This is a genomic window from Promicromonospora citrea (genome assembly GCF_013004695.1).
GTDB lineage: Bacteria > Actinomycetota > Actinomycetes > Actinomycetales > Cellulomonadaceae > Promicromonospora > Promicromonospora citrea.
Map to the genome: position 1 here is coordinate 1 of NZ_JABEMG010000098.1, position 16,531 is coordinate 16,531.

General features: G+C 74.9%; 17 protein-coding genes and 2 tRNA genes. 5 read left to right on the plus strand and 14 right to left on the minus strand.

Annotation, left to right across the window (positions count from 1 at the left end):
* Both HLB15_RS16905 and HLB15_RS16910 read right to left on the minus strand, forming a co-directional pair.
* Positions 1–646, minus strand: a 646-nt coding sequence (locus tag HLB15_RS16905) for a four-carbon acid sugar kinase family protein (protein ID WP_171106926.1), incomplete at its 3' end; no start/stop codon positions are given.
* A complete protein-coding gene (locus HLB15_RS16910; RefSeq protein ID WP_229785058.1) occupies positions 643–1,632 on the minus strand; it encodes a 2-keto-3-deoxygluconate permease in 990 nt (329 codons plus the stop codon). The genes HLB15_RS16910 and HLB15_RS16905, both read right to left, overlap by 4 nt.
* A 158-nt stretch (positions 1,633–1,790) precedes the next feature.
* Between HLB15_RS16910 and HLB15_RS16915 the strand changes: the two genes are divergently transcribed.
* Positions 1,791–2,924, plus strand: a complete 1,134-nt coding sequence (locus HLB15_RS16915) for a VanZ family protein (protein ID WP_171106927.1) — start codon at positions 1,791–1,793, stop codon at positions 2,922–2,924.
* Between the two features lie 10 nt (positions 2,925–2,934).
* On the opposite strand, the gene HLB15_RS16920 is transcribed toward HLB15_RS16915, so the two are convergent.
* Genes HLB15_RS16920 through idi form a run of 8 tightly spaced genes read right to left on the minus strand, consistent with a single transcriptional unit; the run spans position 2,935 to position 9,808 of the window.
* Positions 2,935–4,275: a TIGR01777 family oxidoreductase gene (locus HLB15_RS16920; protein ID WP_171106928.1), complete on the minus strand. Its 1,341-nt coding sequence runs from the start codon at positions 4,273–4,275 to the stop codon at positions 2,935–2,937.
* On the minus strand, positions 4,272–5,141 hold the full coding sequence (locus tag HLB15_RS16925; RefSeq protein ID WP_229785059.1) for a prenyltransferase: 870 nt from the start codon (positions 5,139–5,141) through the stop codon (positions 4,272–4,274). The genes HLB15_RS16920 and HLB15_RS16925 overlap by 4 nt, the downstream gene beginning before the upstream one ends.
* Positions 5,131–5,448: a lycopene cyclase domain-containing protein gene (locus HLB15_RS16930; RefSeq protein WP_171106930.1), complete on the minus strand. Its 318-nt coding sequence runs from the start codon at positions 5,446–5,448 to the stop codon at positions 5,131–5,133. Before HLB15_RS16930 ends, HLB15_RS16925 begins: the two co-directional genes overlap by 11 nt.
* Entirely contained in the window at positions 5,445–5,783 is a 339-nt protein-coding gene (locus HLB15_RS16935) for a lycopene cyclase domain-containing protein (RefSeq protein ID WP_171106931.1), read from the minus strand. The genes HLB15_RS16930 and HLB15_RS16935 overlap by 4 nt, the downstream gene beginning before the upstream one ends.
* Entirely contained in the window at positions 5,780–7,360 is a 1,581-nt protein-coding gene (crtI, locus tag HLB15_RS16940) for a phytoene desaturase family protein (RefSeq protein ID WP_171106932.1), read from the minus strand. The genes HLB15_RS16935 and crtI overlap by 4 nt, the downstream gene beginning before the upstream one ends.
* Positions 7,357–8,226 (minus strand): phytoene/squalene synthase family protein, encoded by an 870-nt coding sequence (locus HLB15_RS16945; protein ID WP_171106933.1) that lies wholly within the window; start codon positions 8,224–8,226, stop codon positions 7,357–7,359. The genes crtI and HLB15_RS16945 overlap by 4 nt, the downstream gene beginning before the upstream one ends.
* The gene (locus tag HLB15_RS16950) at positions 8,223–9,275 is read right to left on the minus strand and encodes a polyprenyl synthetase family protein (RefSeq protein ID WP_171106934.1); all 1,053 of its coding nucleotides are present in this window, start codon (positions 9,273–9,275) and stop codon (positions 8,223–8,225) included. Before HLB15_RS16950 ends, HLB15_RS16945 begins: the two co-directional genes overlap by 4 nt.
* A complete protein-coding gene (gene idi, locus HLB15_RS16955; RefSeq protein ID WP_171106935.1) occupies positions 9,272–9,808 on the minus strand; it encodes an isopentenyl-diphosphate Delta-isomerase in 537 nt (178 codons plus the stop codon). The genes HLB15_RS16950 and idi overlap by 4 nt, the downstream gene beginning before the upstream one ends.
* 247 nt (positions 9,809–10,055) lie before the next feature.
* Here idi and HLB15_RS16960 point away from each other — a divergent pair, with 247 nt between their 5' ends.
* Entirely contained in the window at positions 10,056–11,633 is a 1,578-nt protein-coding gene (locus HLB15_RS16960) for a hypothetical protein (protein ID WP_171106936.1), read from the plus strand.
* A gap of 13 nt (positions 11,634–11,646) precedes the next feature.
* Here the strand turns inward: HLB15_RS16960 and HLB15_RS16965 are convergent, their stop codons facing one another.
* The 3 genes from HLB15_RS16965 to HLB15_RS16975 form a co-directional block, all read right to left on the minus strand.
* Positions 11,647–12,372, minus strand: a complete 726-nt coding sequence (locus HLB15_RS16965) for an SDR family oxidoreductase (protein ID WP_171106937.1) — start codon at positions 12,370–12,372, stop codon at positions 11,647–11,649.
* 172 nt (positions 12,373–12,544) lie between these two features.
* Positions 12,545–12,617: transfer RNA gene (locus tag HLB15_RS16970), tRNA-Asn, on the minus strand.
* Positions 12,618–12,721: 104 nt separating this feature from the next.
* A complete protein-coding gene (locus HLB15_RS16975; protein WP_171106938.1) occupies positions 12,722–13,264 on the minus strand; it encodes a hypothetical protein in 543 nt (180 codons plus the stop codon).
* 90 nt (positions 13,265–13,354) lie between these two features.
* On the opposite strand from HLB15_RS16975, the gene HLB15_RS16980 reads away from it, so the two are divergent.
* On the plus strand, positions 13,355–14,488 hold the full coding sequence (locus HLB15_RS16980; protein ID WP_171106939.1) for a M15 family metallopeptidase: 1,134 nt from the start codon (positions 13,355–13,357) through the stop codon (positions 14,486–14,488).
* Positions 14,489–14,531: 43 nt separating this feature from the next.
* On the opposite strand, the gene HLB15_RS16985 is transcribed toward HLB15_RS16980, so the two are convergent.
* Positions 14,532–14,605: transfer RNA gene (locus HLB15_RS16985), tRNA-Ile, on the minus strand.
* A 170-nt stretch (positions 14,606–14,775) separates the two neighbouring features.
* On the opposite strand from HLB15_RS16985, the gene HLB15_RS16990 reads away from it, so the two are divergent.
* The gene (locus HLB15_RS16990; RefSeq protein ID WP_171106940.1) at positions 14,776–15,999 is read left to right on the plus strand and encodes an RtcB family protein; all 1,224 of its coding nucleotides are present in this window, start codon (positions 14,776–14,778) and stop codon (positions 15,997–15,999) included.
* A 42-nt stretch (positions 16,000–16,041) separates the two neighbouring features.
* Positions 16,042–16,531 (plus strand): DUF5819 family protein (locus tag HLB15_RS24880; RefSeq protein ID WP_311979588.1); only part of this gene is annotated, 490 nt, incomplete at its 3' end.

Here is a 16,531-nt window from a genome sequence, read left to right on the forward strand (position 1 = left end):
GCAGGTCGAGCGCGGCGTCGTCGGCGGCGTCCACGACGAGGGCGTCGTGGGTGCGTCCGGCCGCGGCGAGGCGGGCGGCGAGCTCCGCGGCGTCCGGGCCGGCGGCCTCGACCCGCACCGACCCCGGAAGCAGCGCGGTGAGGTCGCTGCGGTGCACGGGTGTGACGGGGTCGCGGCCCGCGGGGGAGTCGGCGACGGGTGTCCCGTCCACGAGCAGCACGCCGTCGCGCACGGTCCGCCCCAGGGCCGGGTAGCTCGGACAGACGACGGCGAACGCCCCCGGCTGCCGCGTGCGCCACGCGGACAGCGCCCCGGCGACCTGGCCGGCCACGCTGCCGCGCATCGTGGAGTCGATCTTGACGTAGAGCCGAGCGGCCCCCGCGTCGGCCAGCGCCCCGACCGCGCCGGCGGTGGCCCGCGCGGCGTCGTCGTCGGCCAGGGGGCGGGCGTCGGTGACGACGGCCAGCGCAGCGCCGTCGGGGTCGGGCTGCTCGCGGTCGGGCAGCTCGGGGTCGGGCAGCTCGGGGTCGGGCTGCTCGGTACCGAGCACGAGGTGGCCGGGCCACCCGGCGCGCGCGAACTGCACGACGCAGTCGCCCGCCCCCGTGAGGTCGTCGGCGACGACGGCGACGGCGTCGCGGGTCACGCGGCGCCCCGTCCCTCGTCGGCGGCGACCGGCCGGGGCGCGTCGTCGTCGGCGGGCTCGGGGTCCAGGCCGCCCTGGCGGCGCAGCACGAACGTGGCCAGCAGCGGGGCGAGGATCGCGCTGACGAGCACGGCGGAGGCGACCTGCGCGGTCGCGACGGCGACGAACGGCTCGAAGGCGGGGTCGACGCCCGCGATGATGGCGGGCGTGGCGACGGCGTTGCCCGCGGTGGTCGCCGACGCGATCGCGATGCCCGACCGCGCGCCGCGGCGCAGGATGAACCGGTAGCCGGACCAGGTCAGCGCCGCGGTGAGCAGCACGGCGATCACGCCGACGAGGATGCCGCTGGCGCCGCCGGTCACGACGTCGCGCAGGTCGATGCCCGTGCCGAGCGCGAAGGCGAAGAACGGGATCACGATGTTCGGCACGGGGCGCATGACCTCGGTCCAGCGGGGGTCGAGGTTGCCGACGACGAACCCGAGCACGAGCGGCACGACCGCGGCGAGGAAGGCCGTCAGGGGGATGTCCGCCAGGCCGGTCGCGCCGAGGAACAGCATCGAGATGAACGGGCCGTCGTTGAGCGCGGAGGCCATGTAGGCGCCGCGGTCGCGCTCGTCGCCGTACCGGCCGGTGAACGCCAGCCAGAGGCCGCCGTTGCTGTTGTCGATGGTGGCCATGAGGGCGAGGATCGAGACGCCCAGGAATCCCTCGATGCCGAACAGGTGGCCGGCGAGCGCGACGAGGCCCGCGGGGATCAGCGACTTGGTGAGCAGCAGCGTGCCGGTCGTGGCGAGCACGGGGCCGGAGGTGCGGGCCGTGATCTGCATGCCCGTGGCGAAGATGAGCACCGCGATGAGCGGCAGGGCGGAGTCCTTGAACAGGGCCGTGGTGAACGACCCGAGCTCGAGGAAGCCCGGGAAGAACGTGCCCACGACGGACCCGAGGACGAGCGGGACGAGCATGAGCCCGCCCGGGATCCTGTTCATCCCGTCGTAGAGGGGGACGAGTGACTTCGGTGAGCGCCCGGCGTCCATGGCGAACCTCTCGTTCGTACGGCGTGACGTCCTGACAAATGTCATGACAAGAAAGTACGGACGAAGTTACGCCTTCGCGCCGCGGACGGCAAGTACGTACCGTGACCCCCGTGACCGACGTCTGGACCTGGCCCGCCCGCGTGGGCATCCTCCTCGGCAGCGGCCTCTTCCTCGCCCTGCTCGTCCCGATCCTCGTCGTCCAGGTGCGGCGCTACGGCGCCGTCAACCTCGTGCGCCTGCTCGGCGCCGCCGCCCTCGCCGTCTACGGCACCGCGCTGCTCGCCTACACGCTCCTGCCCCTGCCGAGCGGCGACCTCGCCGCCTGGTGCGCCGAGCACGGCTACACCGGCGCCCAGCTGCGGCCCCTGCAGATCCTCGACGACGTGCGCGAGCGCACCGCCGGGGTGCCCCTGACCGCCGCCGTCCGCGACGTCTCCGTGCTCCAGGGTGTGCTCAACGTGGTCCTGTTCGTGCCCTGGGGCGTGCTCGTGCGGCGCTACCTCGGCTGGGGCCTGCTCGCGACGTCGCTCTCGGCGCTCGCGGCGTCGGTGCTCGTCGAGACGGTGCAGTACACCGGGATCCTCGGGATCATCCCGTGCTCCTACCGCCTGGCCGACGTCGACGACCTGCTGACCAACACGCTCGGCGGCGTGCTCGGCGCGCTGGTGGCGCCCTGGGTGCTGCGCTGGATGCCGAGGGCGCGGGCCCTGGCGCAGGAGCGCGGACGCCCGCGCCCGGTGACCGTGTGGCGCCGCTGGCTGGGCATGCTGGTGGACGCCGTGGCGCTCGGCGTGGCCGTCGTCGTGCTGACGACGGTCTGGGGCGTGGCGGGTTACGTCCTCACCGGGCGTGTCCCCGCCGACACCTGGCTGCTGTGGGCGGGCACGAGCGCCCTGGCCTGGGTGCTCGTCTTCGTCCTGCCGCTGGCCGCGGGGGCGGGGGAGTCGCTCGGCCAGCGCGTCGTGTGGCTCGCGCCCACCGCGGCCGACGGCGGACGGCTCACGGCGTCGGCGAGGCTGCGCCGCGGGCTGTCCGGCGGCGCGCTGTGGGGACTGCTGCAGGTGCTCGGCGACGCGGCGGACATGCTCGACGCCGGAGGGCTCGGCTGGGCGCGGGGGCTCGGGTCGCTGCTCGCCCTCGTCGTCGTGGTGGCGGTGCCGCTCACGGCCGACCGGGGCGGGCTGTCGGGCCGCGTGACGCCGTACCGGCTGGTCGACGCGCGGTCGCTCGAGCCGCACCGGTGAGCCCTGCCGATCAGGCCGGTTCCGGCCGGCCGAGCAGGTGGCGCAGCGCGGGCTCGAGCATCGGGTGCCGGAACCGGTGGCCTGCCGCGAGCAGCGCGGCGGGGTAGACACGCTGGCTCGCCTCGGCGACCTCGGTCGCTCCCTCGGCGCCGAGCAGCAACCGCGGGCCGAAGCGCGGCACCGGGACGAGGGCGGGGCGGCGCAGCACGCGGGCGAGCGTGGCGGCGTAGGCGTCGTTGCGGACGGGGTGCGGGGCGACGGCGTTGACCGGGCCCGTGAGCGTCGGGTCGTAGAGGGCACGGTGGTACACGTCGACGAGGTCGTCGATGCCGATCCACGACTGCCACGCCCGCCCGGACCCGAGCCGCCCGCCGAGACCCGCGGCGAACAGCGGCCGGAACAGGCGCAGCGTCCCGCCGCGCGGGGACTGCACCAGGCCGGTGCGCACCGTGACCACCCGCAGCCCGGCGTCGGCGGCGAGGGCGGCGGCGTCCTCCCAGTCGGTGACGACGTCGGCGAGGAAGCCGTCACCGCGCGGGCTGGTCTCGGTGAGCTCCTCGTCGCCGCGCTGCGGTCCGTAGAAGCCGATGGCCGACGCGCTGACGAAGACCCGCGGCCCGTCGGGCGTGCGGCCCGCGAGCTCGGCCAGGGCCCGGGTCGGGCCGGTGCGGGAGTCGCGGACGGCGGCGCGGTGCTCGTCGGTGAACCGGCCCGCGATCGACGCGCCGGCCAGGTGGATCACGGCGTCGACGCCGCGCAGCAGGTCCTCGGCGGGCGCCTGCGGGTCCCAGCGGCGCTCGTCGGGACCGCGCGGGGTGCCGCGCACGAGGCGCACCACGCGGTGCCCGGCCGTCGTGAGGAAGGGTGCCAGCGCGCCGCCGACCAGGCCGCTGCTGCCGGTCATCGCGACCACGAGCGGCCGGTCGCCCGCCGCCCGGGCGGACGCCTGGGTCGCGAGGTCGAGGCAGAGCTGTCGGTGCCGGTAGGCGAACATCTCGCGGACCAGCGCCTCCGGCACGTTCGTGTCGAGGGTGTCGGTGACGCGCGTGCGGTCGCCCTCGTCGTGCAGCTCGTGCGTGTGCCGCCACCGCACGCCCCACCGCAGCGGCGCGGAGACGAGCTCGTCGACGAACCGCTCGGGCGGCGTCGCGCCCGTGTGCCGGGCGACCCAGCGCAGCCCGAGGGGGAAGCCGAGGACGGCCTCGCCGTTGTCGAGGGACGGCGCCTCGCGCCGCACGCGGACGGGCAGCCACGGCGGTGTGAGCCGCTCGACGGCGCCGGGCCGCTCGTGCCAGGCCCAGACGTCGTCGCGCGGGTGGCCGACGACGCCGGTGAAGGTCAGGCGGCTCATGCGAGGACCCCCTCGCGCATCGCGTGCAGGATGAGGATCAGCGTCACGACCGTACCGACCGCGTAGTTGACCCACAGGAAGTGCCGCCAGCCGCCGTTGGCCCGCGCCGAGTCCTCGTCCCGCACCCGGGCGTAGGGCAGCGCGAGTGCGAGGTACGGCAGCACGAGCAGGCCCGCGAAGCCCTCCGGGGCGCCGAGCGTCGCGACCAGGAGCCCGGCGGCGCACCACGCGAGCAGCGCGAACCGGACCGTCCGGGCGGCGCCCAGCGCCGTCGCGACCGAGGCGATGCCCGCGGCCCGGTCGGGCACCACGTCCTGCACCGCGCCGAAGGCGTGGCTCGCCATGCCCCACAGCAGGAACGCGCCCAGCACCGCCCACGTGTCCGCCGACGGCGCGGCCTGCGCGAGCGCGAGCCCGTACACCGCGGGGCTCACGAAGTGCACGCTGGACGTCAGCGAGTCCAGCACGGGCACCTCCTTGAACCGGAACGGCGGTGCGGAGTAGGCCACGAGCGCGAACAGGCTCACGGCCAGCACGGCCCACGACACGGGCGGGCCCAGCACGACGAGCGCGACGACGAACGGCACGCACGTCGCGACCGACGCGACCAGCACGGGCCGGTGCCGCCGCGGCGTGAGCAGCGCGCCCTCCACGCCGCCTTTGCGCGGGTTGGCCAGGTCCGACGCGTAGTCGAAGACGTCGTTCACCCCGTACAGCGCGAGGTTGTAGGGGACGAGGAAGAACACCGTGCCGACCACGAGCGCCACGTCCACCTGCTCGGCCGTCAGCAGGTACGCCGCGGCGAACGGGTAGGCGGTGTTGATCCAGCTCAGCGGGCGCGAGGCCCGGACGAGGTCAGCGAGCACGGTCACCTCCGAGCAGCGACCACAGGGCGGGCAGCAGCAGCACACCGGCCAACGGGTAGGAGAAGTCCTCGACCGGGGCCAGCCCGAGGCGCACGCCCGAGACGTGCGCCCCGGCGTACTCGAACAGGCCGCTCGCGATCATGAGGTTGTCGAACACGGCCGTCAGCACCAGCAGCGCGACCGCCGCGAGCACGACGGGCCGCCAGCCGACGGTGTCGGCGCCCGTCCGGCGGGCCCGGACGGCAGCCCCGACGGCGACCAGCGCCGCCGCGGCGAGGAAGCTCAGGGCGAGCACCACGTACGTCATCGGGCGTCCTCCGGCTGCGCGAGCCGCACCCTGAGGAGCCGCCGGGCGCCCTGCACCAGCACCATCGTCAGCTCGCACAGGAACAGCAGGAACACCAGCTCCTCCAGGGGCAGCTCCGGCGCGAGCAGCACGCCCGTCTGGTACGGGCCGGCGCCGTGCAGGAACACGCCGAGCGCGATGCCCGTGAGGTCCCAGGCGAGGAAGAACGCGGTGCCGAGCGCGAGCACGAGGGCAGCCCGCGCGGGCGAGTGCCAGACGAACAGCCGGAACCGGCGGTCCACGGCGAGCACGCACGCCGCCGAGACGAGCAGGACGGCGAGGTAGACCCAGCTCACTTGCGGCCCTCCGTCCGCCGCGGCAGGGCGCCGTGGCCCAGGGGGCCGCCGCTCGTGTCGCCGCGCAGCCGCTTGAGCACCAGCTCGGCGCTGATCAGGCACATCGGCAGGCCGATGCCCGGGATCGTCGTCGCCCCCGCGTACAGCAAATTGCGCACCCGGGGCGAGGCGTTGGGGCCGCGGAACATCGCGCTCTGCCGCAGCGTGTGCCCGGGTCCGAGCGCGCCGCCGCGCCAGGCCCCGAGGTCGCGCTCGAAGTCCGCCGGCCCGACGGTGCGCCGCAGCACGACCCGCTCGGCGAGGTCCGGCGTGCCCGTCCAGTCCGCGATCTGCGCGATGGCCCGGTCCACGACCCGCTCCACGCCCACGTCGCCGGCACCGTCGACGCCGCCCGCGCCGATCGACGTGTCGGCGGGCGCGGGCACCAGCACGAACAGGTTCTCGTGCCCCGGTGGCGCGACGTCGTCCGTCGCGCTCGGTCGGCACACGTACAGCGACGCCGGCGACGGGACGTGGGGGTCCCGCCCGTAGATGGCCTCGAACCCCTCCTCCCAGTCGCGCGCGAACAACAGCGTGTGGTGCGCCAGGGCGGGCAGCTCGCCGCGCACGCCGAGCAGCGCGAGCACCGCCCCGGGACCCGGGTCGCGCCGCGCCCACCAGCGCCGGCTCCTGCTGCGGTGCCGCGGGTCGAGCAGCCGTTGCTCCGTGACGTGCAGGTCCGCGCTCGACACCACGACGTCGGCGGCCAGGTGGTACGTGCCACCCGTCCCGTCGTCCACCACGACGCCCGACGCGTGCCCGTCCGACACCGTGATGCGCCGCACCCGCCGCCCGGTCAGCAGCTTCGCGCCCTCCCGCTCCGCCAGCCGCGCCACCGCGTCGACGACGGCGGCGAACCCGCCCTTCGGGTACAGCACGCCCTGTGTCACGTCCAGGTGGCTCATCAGGTGGTACATGCTCGGCGCCGCCGTCGGCGACGTGCCGAGGAACACCGCGGGGTAGCCCAGCACCCGGCGCACCCGCTCGTCCGCCGAGTGCCGCCGGATGAAGTGGTCCAGCGGCTCCGTGAGCAGCCGCGCCAGCCGCGGCGCCCGCCGCAGCAGGTCCGCGTCCAGCAGCGGCCGCAGCGACGCGAACGTCCCGTACAGGAACCGCTCCGTCGCGATCCGGTAGGTGTCGCCCGCCGAGTCCAGGTACGCGCCCAGCCGGTCGGCCGCCGACGGGTCGAGGCCCAGCAGCGCCTCGCGCGCCCCCTCGGCCGGCAGGTCGAACGGCTCGGCGTCGCCCTCGAAGAACACCCGGTACGACGGGTCCAGCCGCACCAGGTCCAGCTCCTCGTCCGCCGACGTGCCCAGCAGACGGAAGAAGTGGTCGAACACCTCCGGCATGAGGTACCACGACGGCCCCGTGTCGAACCGGAACCCGCCCTGCTCCCACCGGCCCGCGCGCCCGCCCAGCTCGTCGCGCGCCTCCAGCAGCGTCACCGACGCGCCCTCCCGCGCCAGCAGCGCGGCCGTCGCCAGGCCCGAGATCCCGCCGCCCACCACGACGACGTCGCGCCCCACCACCGGCGTCATGCGCGCGCACCGCCCGCCAGCGTCGTGGCGACGATCCGCAGCTTCACCGCGGCGGGCACCGACACCCGCTGCGCGCGCAGGCCCGCGCACGGCGTGCGCTTCAGCCGCTCGTTCAGCGCCCCGAACAGGCCCGCCGCCAGCGCCGTCGCCCGCCGCGGCCCCGCGGGCAGCAGCGGCAGCACCGCGCGCGCGGCCGCCAGGTCCGCGTCGATCTCCGCCACGACCTGCGCCTTGCGCGCCTCGTCGAACGCGCCGTTCCCGGGGAAGTACGCCCGGCCCAGGCGGCTCTCGTCGTCGCCCAGGTCGCGCAGGAAGTTGATCTTCTGGAACGCCGCCCCCAGCCGGCACGCCCCGTGCTCGAGGCGCTCGCGGACCTCGGGCGTCACCGACGTGCCGTGCAGGAACACGCACAGGCACATGAGCCCGACCACCTCGGCCGAGCCGTGCACGTACGTGCGGTACTCGGCGTCGCTGAGACCGGTCAGGGGCTCGAGGTCGCGGCGCATCGAGGCGAAGAAGGGGTGCACGAGCGGCTCGTCGATGCCGACGGCGCGGGCCGTGTCGGCGAACGCGTGGACCACGACGTTCGCGCTGAACCCGCTGTGCAGGGCCGCGCACGTCTCGGCTTCGAGGGCGTCGAGCGTGGCGCGGCAGCCGTCCGCGGCGAGCCCGGCCTCGTGCGCGGGGCCGTCGACGATCTCGTCGGCGACCCGCACCAGGGCGTAGACGTCCTCGATCATGGAGCGCTGGTCGGGCGGCAGCAGGCGCGTGGCCATGCTGAACGACGTCGAGTACGCGCCCAGCACGTGCGACGCCGCCGCGTGGGCGGTGCGGGAGTACAGGGCCAGGGAGGTCGACGGTCTCATGAGTCACGCTCCGCGAGGCGGTGGGCGAGGGTGATGACGTGGTGCCGCAGCGGCGTCGGCAGCGCCGTCCGGCCGACCAGGTCCGCGATCTCGAGCAGCCGGGACGCGACGAGCTGCTCGGTCGCCTCGCGGGCGCCGCTGGCCTCGAGCGCGGTCCGCAGCGTCGCGGCGTCGTCGTCGGTGAGGTCGGGCGCGCCCCAGAGGTGCCGCACGGCGGTCCACTCGGGGTGCCCCTCGGCGAAGGCGACGAGCAGGGTGCGCTTGCCCTCGCGGAGGTCGCCCGTGACCGACTTGCCCGTGCGGGCCGGGTCGCCGAACACGCCGAGCAGGTCGTCCCGGAGCTGGTACAGCACCCCGAGGGAGGTGCCGACCTGCTCGAGGTCGGCGTCGATGTCGGGTCCCGCGCCCGCGAGCAGGGCGCCGGCGCGCAAGGGGGCGGCGAACGAGTAGCCGCCGGTCTTGTCCTCCATCATCCGCAGCAGGCGCTCGGGGGAGGCGGGTGCGGTGCCCAGCCCGAACGCGACGTCGGCGTGCTCGCCGGCGGCGGCGCGGAAAAGGCACTCGTCGACGAGGTCGGTCAGCGCGGCGCGCGCGGGCGAGGCGACGCGGGCCAGCACGGTCGAGGTGGCGCTGAGCAGCAGGTCGCCCGCGAGGACGCCGGACGACTCGCCCCACGCCGTCGCGGCACGCTGCGGCAGGCCCGCGGCCCGGGCGTCGGCGGCGAACTCGCCGCTCAGGTTCGGCCGGCCGCGGCGGCTCACGTCGCGGTCGATGACGTCGTCGTGCAGCAGCAGGGCGTTGTGCAGCAGCTCGAACGCGGCGGCGGCCAGCGTCGCGTCCCGCGGGTGCGGGTCACCGAACGCACGGTGGGTGTCGAGCACCAGGCGCGGCCGCAGCCGCTTGCCCCCCTCGATCGAGCGGGCGAGGCGCTGCCACAGCAGCGCGTAGTGGTCGGCGTACCGCGACGCGCGGGCGATGCGGTCCTCGAAGAGCTCGGTGAGGACGGCATCGACGGCGTCGACGGCGTCGCGCGCGACGAGCTCGGTCATCGGACCACCTCCGGGGTGTACAGCTCCAGCTGCGGGGCCTGCTCGACGAACCAGGGGGAGAAGGCCCAGGGCGTGGCGCGCAGCGCCGTGCCGAGGGCGGCGGGGTCGACCCAGCGCAGGTCCATGACCTCGTCGGGGTTCGGGCGGGGCTCCTCGTCGGTGACCGCGAGGTAGACGGGGCACACCTCGTTCTCGACGATCCCCGAGGCGTCGGTGGCGCGGTACCGGAAGTCCGGCAGTGCGACGCGCACCTCGCGGACAGTGAGGCCGAGCTCGTCCCGGCCGCGCCGGTCGATCGCCTCCTCGACGGGCTCATCCGGCTGCGGGTGCCCGCAGAACGAGTTGGTCCAGACGCCGGGCCAGGTGAGCTTGCCCAGGGCACGCCGGGTGACGAGCACCTGGCCTGCCGCGTTCAGCACGTGGCACGAGAAGGCCAGGTGCAGCGGTGTGCGGGCGGAGTGCACGAGGTGCTTGGGCTCCGCCCCGATGGGATTGCGGTGCTCGTCCAGCAGGACGGCCCTCTCGGTCGCCACGTGTCCTCCTCGGTCGGTCGGCTAGCGGAGAAAATCGCTAGCCTGGCTACATTTAAGCATGGGAAGCATCTATCCGATTACGTCAGTGGTGCGCAGAACGGGTGATCTCGACCGTACCCAGGGTGTGAGAGAGTCGCCCGGTGACTCGTGACCGCTACCTGCGGCTTGTCGCCGGCCCCCAGGGCACCGTGCTCCGCCGCTGGTAGAAGGCCTGTCGCGGCCCGGCCCGCGTCGGTAGCCTCGCGGGATGGACCAGGCCGAGGCGAACGGGCGGCAGCTGCTGGCGAGCTGGGACGAGCTGAGGGGCGCCTCGGGCGCCGAGGAGGGCGACCGGCAGTTCCGGCACCACCTCATGGAGTACATCCCCGCCGAGCTGGAACGCCTCGGCGGCCCCGCGGACGAACGGCGGCACGCGCACGCGGCGTCCGCGATGGCGCTGGTCGACGTGTGCGAGTCCGCCGGACGGTTCGCCGACGCCCTCACCGTCACCGAGTGGGTCGCCCGCGAGCACGTGTCCCGCGGCGGCGACCTGGGGATCCGCACCGTCTGGGCCTGCGCCGACGCCTGCCAGGTCGCCGCGGCGAGCCCCGCCCTGTTCGACCGCGCCGCCGCGCTCCTCGAGTGGGTCGCCGACGCCGCGCCCGACCGGGCCGACGGCGCACCGGCGCTCGCCGCCTCGCAGGCGCTGCTCGTGCTCGCGGGCCTGCACCAGGCGACGACCGACCGGGAGAACCACTCGGTGCGGGCGCGCGAGGTGGAGCGCGTCCTGAGCCGGGTCGTCGCCGCGTGGGAGGGCAGCACCGAGCCGGTGGTGCGCGCCCAGGTGCACAGCGCACGGCTCAGCCGCGCCCTCGTGCGGATCGAGCTCGCGGACGACGCCGGCGCCCGGGCCGACGTCGGCGCTCTCGCGGACGGGGCGGCCCGGGACGTGCAGGTCCCGGACGTGGACGAGCTGGTCGCCGTCGCCCGGCACGCCGTGCCGGTGCTCGACTGGTGCGCGGGCTACCCCGCACCCGAGCTCGACCTCTCCTACCTCAAGGCCCAGCGGCGCCGCGACCTGCGCGAGGGGCGGCTGCGGACGTTCGCCCGGAACAACCCGGCACGGTACGCGGAGACGGCGCGCGCGGCACACCGCCGGACCGTGCGGATGCTCAGCCGGTCGCTCGTCACGGGGCTGCCGGTGGTGCTGCTGCTGCGGAGCTTCGAGATGGTCGAGACGTCGCACCTCGGGGAGGTGCTGATCTCGGACGCGCCGGGCGGGCAGGAGTTCGTGCGGCGGATCGCGGTGACGCGGGGCGGCCCGCTCGTCGACCGGCTGGGCTCCGCGGTGGACGTCGTGAGCGTGTCCAACGCCGCGGCCGGCGAGCTGGAGCTGGACGCCGTCGGCACGGACTTCGGTCGGCCGACCCTGCGGTGGCCCCTGTATCTCGCGAACGACTCGTGGCTCGACCGGGTCGCCGAGCTGGTCGCCGTGGCGGACGTGATCGTGATGTGGACGTCCCAGAAGTCCGCCGGCGTCGTGCAGGAGCTCGAGGTGATCCAGCGTCTCGGCCGCGCCGGTGACGCCTACGCGCTGCTCGAGCCGCACGTACCCGACGTCGTGTACCCCGCGCTGGTGGGGCAGGGGCCGCCGGCGACCGAGCCGCTGCTGCCGGGCGACCCGCTGCTCGCGGGGTTCCGCCGGGTCGCCACGGTGGGCGACCCCGGGGCCGCCGACTGGGTGGTGGACGAGGTGGTGCGGACGGTCCAGTCGCTGGGCGCCCGCGACCGCCTGGACCGCATCGCGGCCCTGGCGGCGCGGGCGGGGGAGGTGTGGGGCGGCTGAGACCCGGCGCCCGTCAGGCGCGGTGGGCGAACGCCTCCGGGTACAGGGACTCGATGGGCTCGCCCAGGCGGGCGCGCCAGGCGCGGGTCATCTCGTCGCCGTACACCTCGGCGACGCCGGCCTCGACGCCGTCGAGCGCCGCGCCGACGACGTCCTCCGGGCGGGCGAGGTCCCAGCCGTCCTCGGGCTTGGCCCACGCCGACATGTCGGTGTCGACCAGCGCCATGAGCAGGGCCGTGAGCTGCGTGCCCTGCCCGGCCAGCTCGAGCCGGACGCCGTTGGTGAGCTGCCACGCCGCCGCCTTCGACGCGGAGTAGCTGTCGGCGATGCCGAACACGCGGAACGCCATCTGCGACAGCACGTTGAGGATCGCGCCCCCGCCGTTGGCGCCGAGCACCGGTGCGAACGCGCGCACCGTGCGCAGCACGCCCCAGAAGTTGACGTCCATCTCGTGCCGGATGGCGTCGATGTCGCCCTTCACGAACGGCGCCAGGGCGGACACACCGGCGTTGTTGACGAGGAGCGTGACGTCCTGGGCGAGCTCGGCGGCGGCGGTGACCGTCGCGTCGTCGGTCACGTCCAGCCGTACCGGCACGACGCCCGGCACATCGATCGACTCGGGGTTGCGGACGGCCGCGTAGATCTTCGTGACGCCACGGCGCTGCAGCTCGGCGACGAAGTGCTTGCCGAGGCCGCGGCCGGCACCGGTGACGAAAGCTACCTGCTGGGTGATCTCCATGCCTGCGACGCTAGAACCTCACGCCGGCGTCAGGGGCAAGTGTGACGTGGGGCGCTGTCACCGGTCCTTTGTGGCTGGTGCCTCCGCCCGAAGACACCGCGGGCCCGGGTGCAGGGTGCCGACGTCAGGGACGAAAAAGGCCCGGAATCCTGGGGATTCCGGGCCTTGTGGGCTCCCGCGGTTGGACTTGAACCAACGACCGTCCGATTAACAGTCGGATGCTCTGCCAGCTGAGCTACGCGGGATCGCGTTCGCCCCGTCCCGTGCACCGGGTGGGCGACCGGGAAAACTCTAACAGGTTCTGGAGGGTTGTCCTGACACACGGCCGAGGACCTCCGTCACACCTCGCTCAGGCCGGCAACCCCGCCGCGTTCCGGACCCGCGCCTCGGCCTCGTCGATCGCCCCCGCGACCCGCGGGTCGCTGAGGTCGACCTCGCCGCGTCCGATCACCTGGGAGAACAGCGCGCCGTCCACCCGCCGCCGCACGGCGACGCGCGCCGACCCGCCACCCGGCAGGCGCACGGGCTCGGCGAGCACCACCGACCACTGCACCCGCTCCCGCAGCACCTGCGGCAGCACGGACCGCCGGCCGTCGAGCGGGAGCGGTGTCGGCTCGCCGCCGTCGACCCAGTGCACCCGGATCACGTTGGACTCGGTGTCGTACGTCGCCCGGTCCACCTCGGCCCACTCGCGGCGCACCACGTCGACCGCGCTGCCGTCGGTGTCCGGGGCTCCGGGCGCCGAGACCAGGAGCAGCTCGGCGCGTGTCGCGACCACCCACGCCTCGCCCGACGAGGTGACCAGCGGCGCCTGGGCCAGCACCGAGTCCGTGCGGTGGGCGTGTAGCGCGTGCCGCACCGCCGCCGTCGGCCGGCGTGTGAAGAAACCCATACGCCCACGGTAGCGGGCGGGCGCGGCGGGGCACAGTTCACCCGCTCCGGGGTCGGCGTCGCCCCTCCGGGTGCCGTAGGTTCTGGCCATGTGACCTCGACCGAGACCATGCCCGCCGCCGAAGCCTCGACCCCGGGGAAGGGCGGGACGGCCCGGGAACGGCGCGAGGCCAAGGCCCGCCGACGCCGGGTCGCGCGGGCCGTGGTCGTCACCCTGGTCATCACGCTGCTCACGCTCGGCGGGGGAGGCGGCGCCTGGTACGTGCTGGCCACCCAGGCCGACCTCGCCGACAGCGCCGCCGCGGCGCGCCGGCTGCTCGCCGCGTCCGAGGGCAAGGTCGACGACGACGCCACCCGCGCCGCGCTCTCCGCCCAGATCGAGGCCACCGACGCCCTGCTCGACGAACCGCTCCTGACCCGCGTGACGACCGGCACGTCCGAGACCTCCGACGCGCTGGCGGCGGCGTCCGAGAGCGTCCACGCCTCGATGGTCGGGTACGCGCGCGACCAGGTCGCCCAGGCCCGCGCCGGGCTGGACTCGGCCGAGGCGACCGCCCGGAAGTACTACGAGGCGACCGAGGGCCTCGGCGTCGAGGACGGCGTCAGGGCCCAGGTCCAGGAGGCACTCACCACGACGGCGGCCGCCACCGAGGCCGCGGAGGCCGGGCTCGCCGGATCCGACCTCGCCCAGCTCGAGAAGGCCGCCTACGACCTGGCCACGAACCGTTCCGTCATCACGCTGGCGACCGACACCCTCGCCGAGGCGCAGGACGCCGTCACCTGCCCCGAGGACGACCAGACCTGGCACCCCGACAGCGGCAAGGTGCCCGAGGAGGACCTCGCGCCCATCCCGTGGGACCCCGGCTACCGCATCCGCGCCGACGTGCTCGACAGCTTCGTCGCGCTCGACGAGGCCTACCACGCGCACTTCGGCGTCCACCTCACCATCAACTCCGCCTACCGCACCATCGACGAGCAGGCCGAGCTGTACGACCCGTCGTCGCCCATCGCGGCGGCGCCCGGCTGCTCCAACCACGGGCTCGGCCTCGCCGTCGACATCGGCGGAGGCGTCCAGACGTTCGACACCCCGCAGTACACCTGGCTCAAGCAGAACGCCGAGCAGCACGGCTGGACCCACCCCGACTTCGCCGAGCCCGACGGGCGCGTGCCGGAGCCGTGGCACTGGGAGTCCGTGCTCGCCCGCGCCGGCTCGACGGCCCCGTGACGGCGCGGAGGCCCGGAACCCAGCGGGTTCCGGGCCTCTCGTGTGCCCCGTGCAGGACTTGAACCCGCGACCGAGAGATTATGAGTCTCCTGCTCTGACCAGCTGAGCTAACGGGGCCCACGGCAGCGCGCCGCTGGAGGATCTTACTGCGTGCGCAGGCGGATCCCGGCGCGTGACGGGGCCGCGGCGGGCAGGAAATCCGTGGCGCGCCGCCGTCGTCGGCCCGTAGGTTCTGCGAGCCCTCTCCGGAGGGCTGACCACCTTTCCCCCGAACCAGGAGTACTCCCATGTCCTCGACCTACCCGGTCGCCCTCTCGGGTGCCCGGGCCCGGACCCTCATGTGGGCGCACGAGCACGACGTCGAGCCCGCCGCGCTGAACCAGCTGCGGAACATCTCGGCCCTGCCGTGGGTGGAGGGCGTGCGTGTCATGCCCGACGTCCACCTCGGCAAGGGCGCGACCGTCGGCTCGGTCATCGCGATGCGCGACGCCGTGTCGCCGAACGCCGTCGGTGTCGACATCGGCTGCGGCATGATCGGCGTGCGCACCTCGCTCACCGCGAGCGACCTGCCCGACGACCTGTCGCGGCTGCGCTCGCGCCTCGAGGCCGCGATCCCCGTCGGGTTCCATGCGCACGACGAGCCCGTCGACCTGCGGCGCCTGCGCCCGGTCGAGGGGTCGGGCGGCCGGGAGCGGCTGCGCGGCGAGAAGGCGTTCTGGGACAGGTTCGAGACGCTCCACCCCCAGGTGCGGCAGCTGGAGACCCGGGCGCGCAAGCAGCTCGGCTCGCTCGGCGGCGGCAACCACTTCGTCGAGGTCTGCCTGGACTCGTCCGACCAGGTCTGGCTCCAGCTCCACTCCGGGTCCCGCAACATCGGCAAGGAGCTCGCCGAGCACCACGTCCGCATCGCCAAGGATCTCGAGCACAACAAGGGCCTCGTCGACCGCGACCTCGCGGTGTTCCTCGCCGGCACGCCCCAGATGGACGCGTACCTCAACGACCTCTGGTGGGCCCAGGAGTACGCGGCCCGGTCCCGCGCCGTCATGATGGCGCTCGCGGTGCAGGCGGTCCGGGACGAGTTCGGCGACCGGGAGATCACCTTCGACGAGGGCGTGAACGTGCACCACAACTACGTGGCGCGCGAGCAGGTCGACGGCGCGGAGCTGATCGTCACCCGCAAGGGTGCGATCCGGGCAGGCAAGGGTGACCTCGGCCTCGTCCCCGGCTCCATGGGCACGGGCTCGTACGTGGTGCGCGGCCTCGGCAACCCGGAGTCGTACTGGTCCGCGTCGCACGGCGCGGGCCGGCGGATGTCCCGCTCGCGGGCCAGGAAGGAGTTCACGGTCGAGGACCTCGCCGCCCAGACCCAGGGCGTCGAGTGCCGCAAGGACCAGGGGGTGCTGGACGAGATCCCCGGGGCCTACAAGGACCTCGACGCCGTGATCGCCGCGCAGTCCGACCTCGTGGAGGTCGTGGCCCGGCTGCGGACGGTGCTCTGCGTCAAGGGCTGACCGGGTGGATCGGGCGCCCCGGCGTCTGGCACCCTGTGCGCGGTGAGCACTGCGCGCGAGGGGCCGGACGCCGTGGCGCCCGTCTCACCGCGGCGGCGGGTGGCCGTGCTCGCGGTCTGGGCGGTGCTGGCCACGCACCTCGTCGCGACCCTGCTCTGGACGGCGCCCGGCCGGCTCACCGGACAGCCCGACGACGAGCCGCTGTCCGACCAGCCCGTCACCTCCGTCGCCCGTCGCGCGCTGGCCACCTGGATGACGCCGGTCTTCGACCAGGGCTGGTCGCTGTTCGCGCCCGAGCCGCGGCACGTCGACCACGTGCTGCGCGTCCGTGGGGTGTATGCGGGGGAGGACGGCGAGCCCGTGGCCGGGCCGTGGATCGACGCGACGGCGGTCGAGACCCGCGCCCTGACCGGGCACCTGCTCCCCGCCGCGACCGAGCGGCCGGCCCGGCGGCTGGCCGCCGAGGCGCGCTCCGCGTACCTCGAGCTGCCGGGCGACGCGCGGCTGGTCGCGCTGCGGTCGGCGGCCTTCC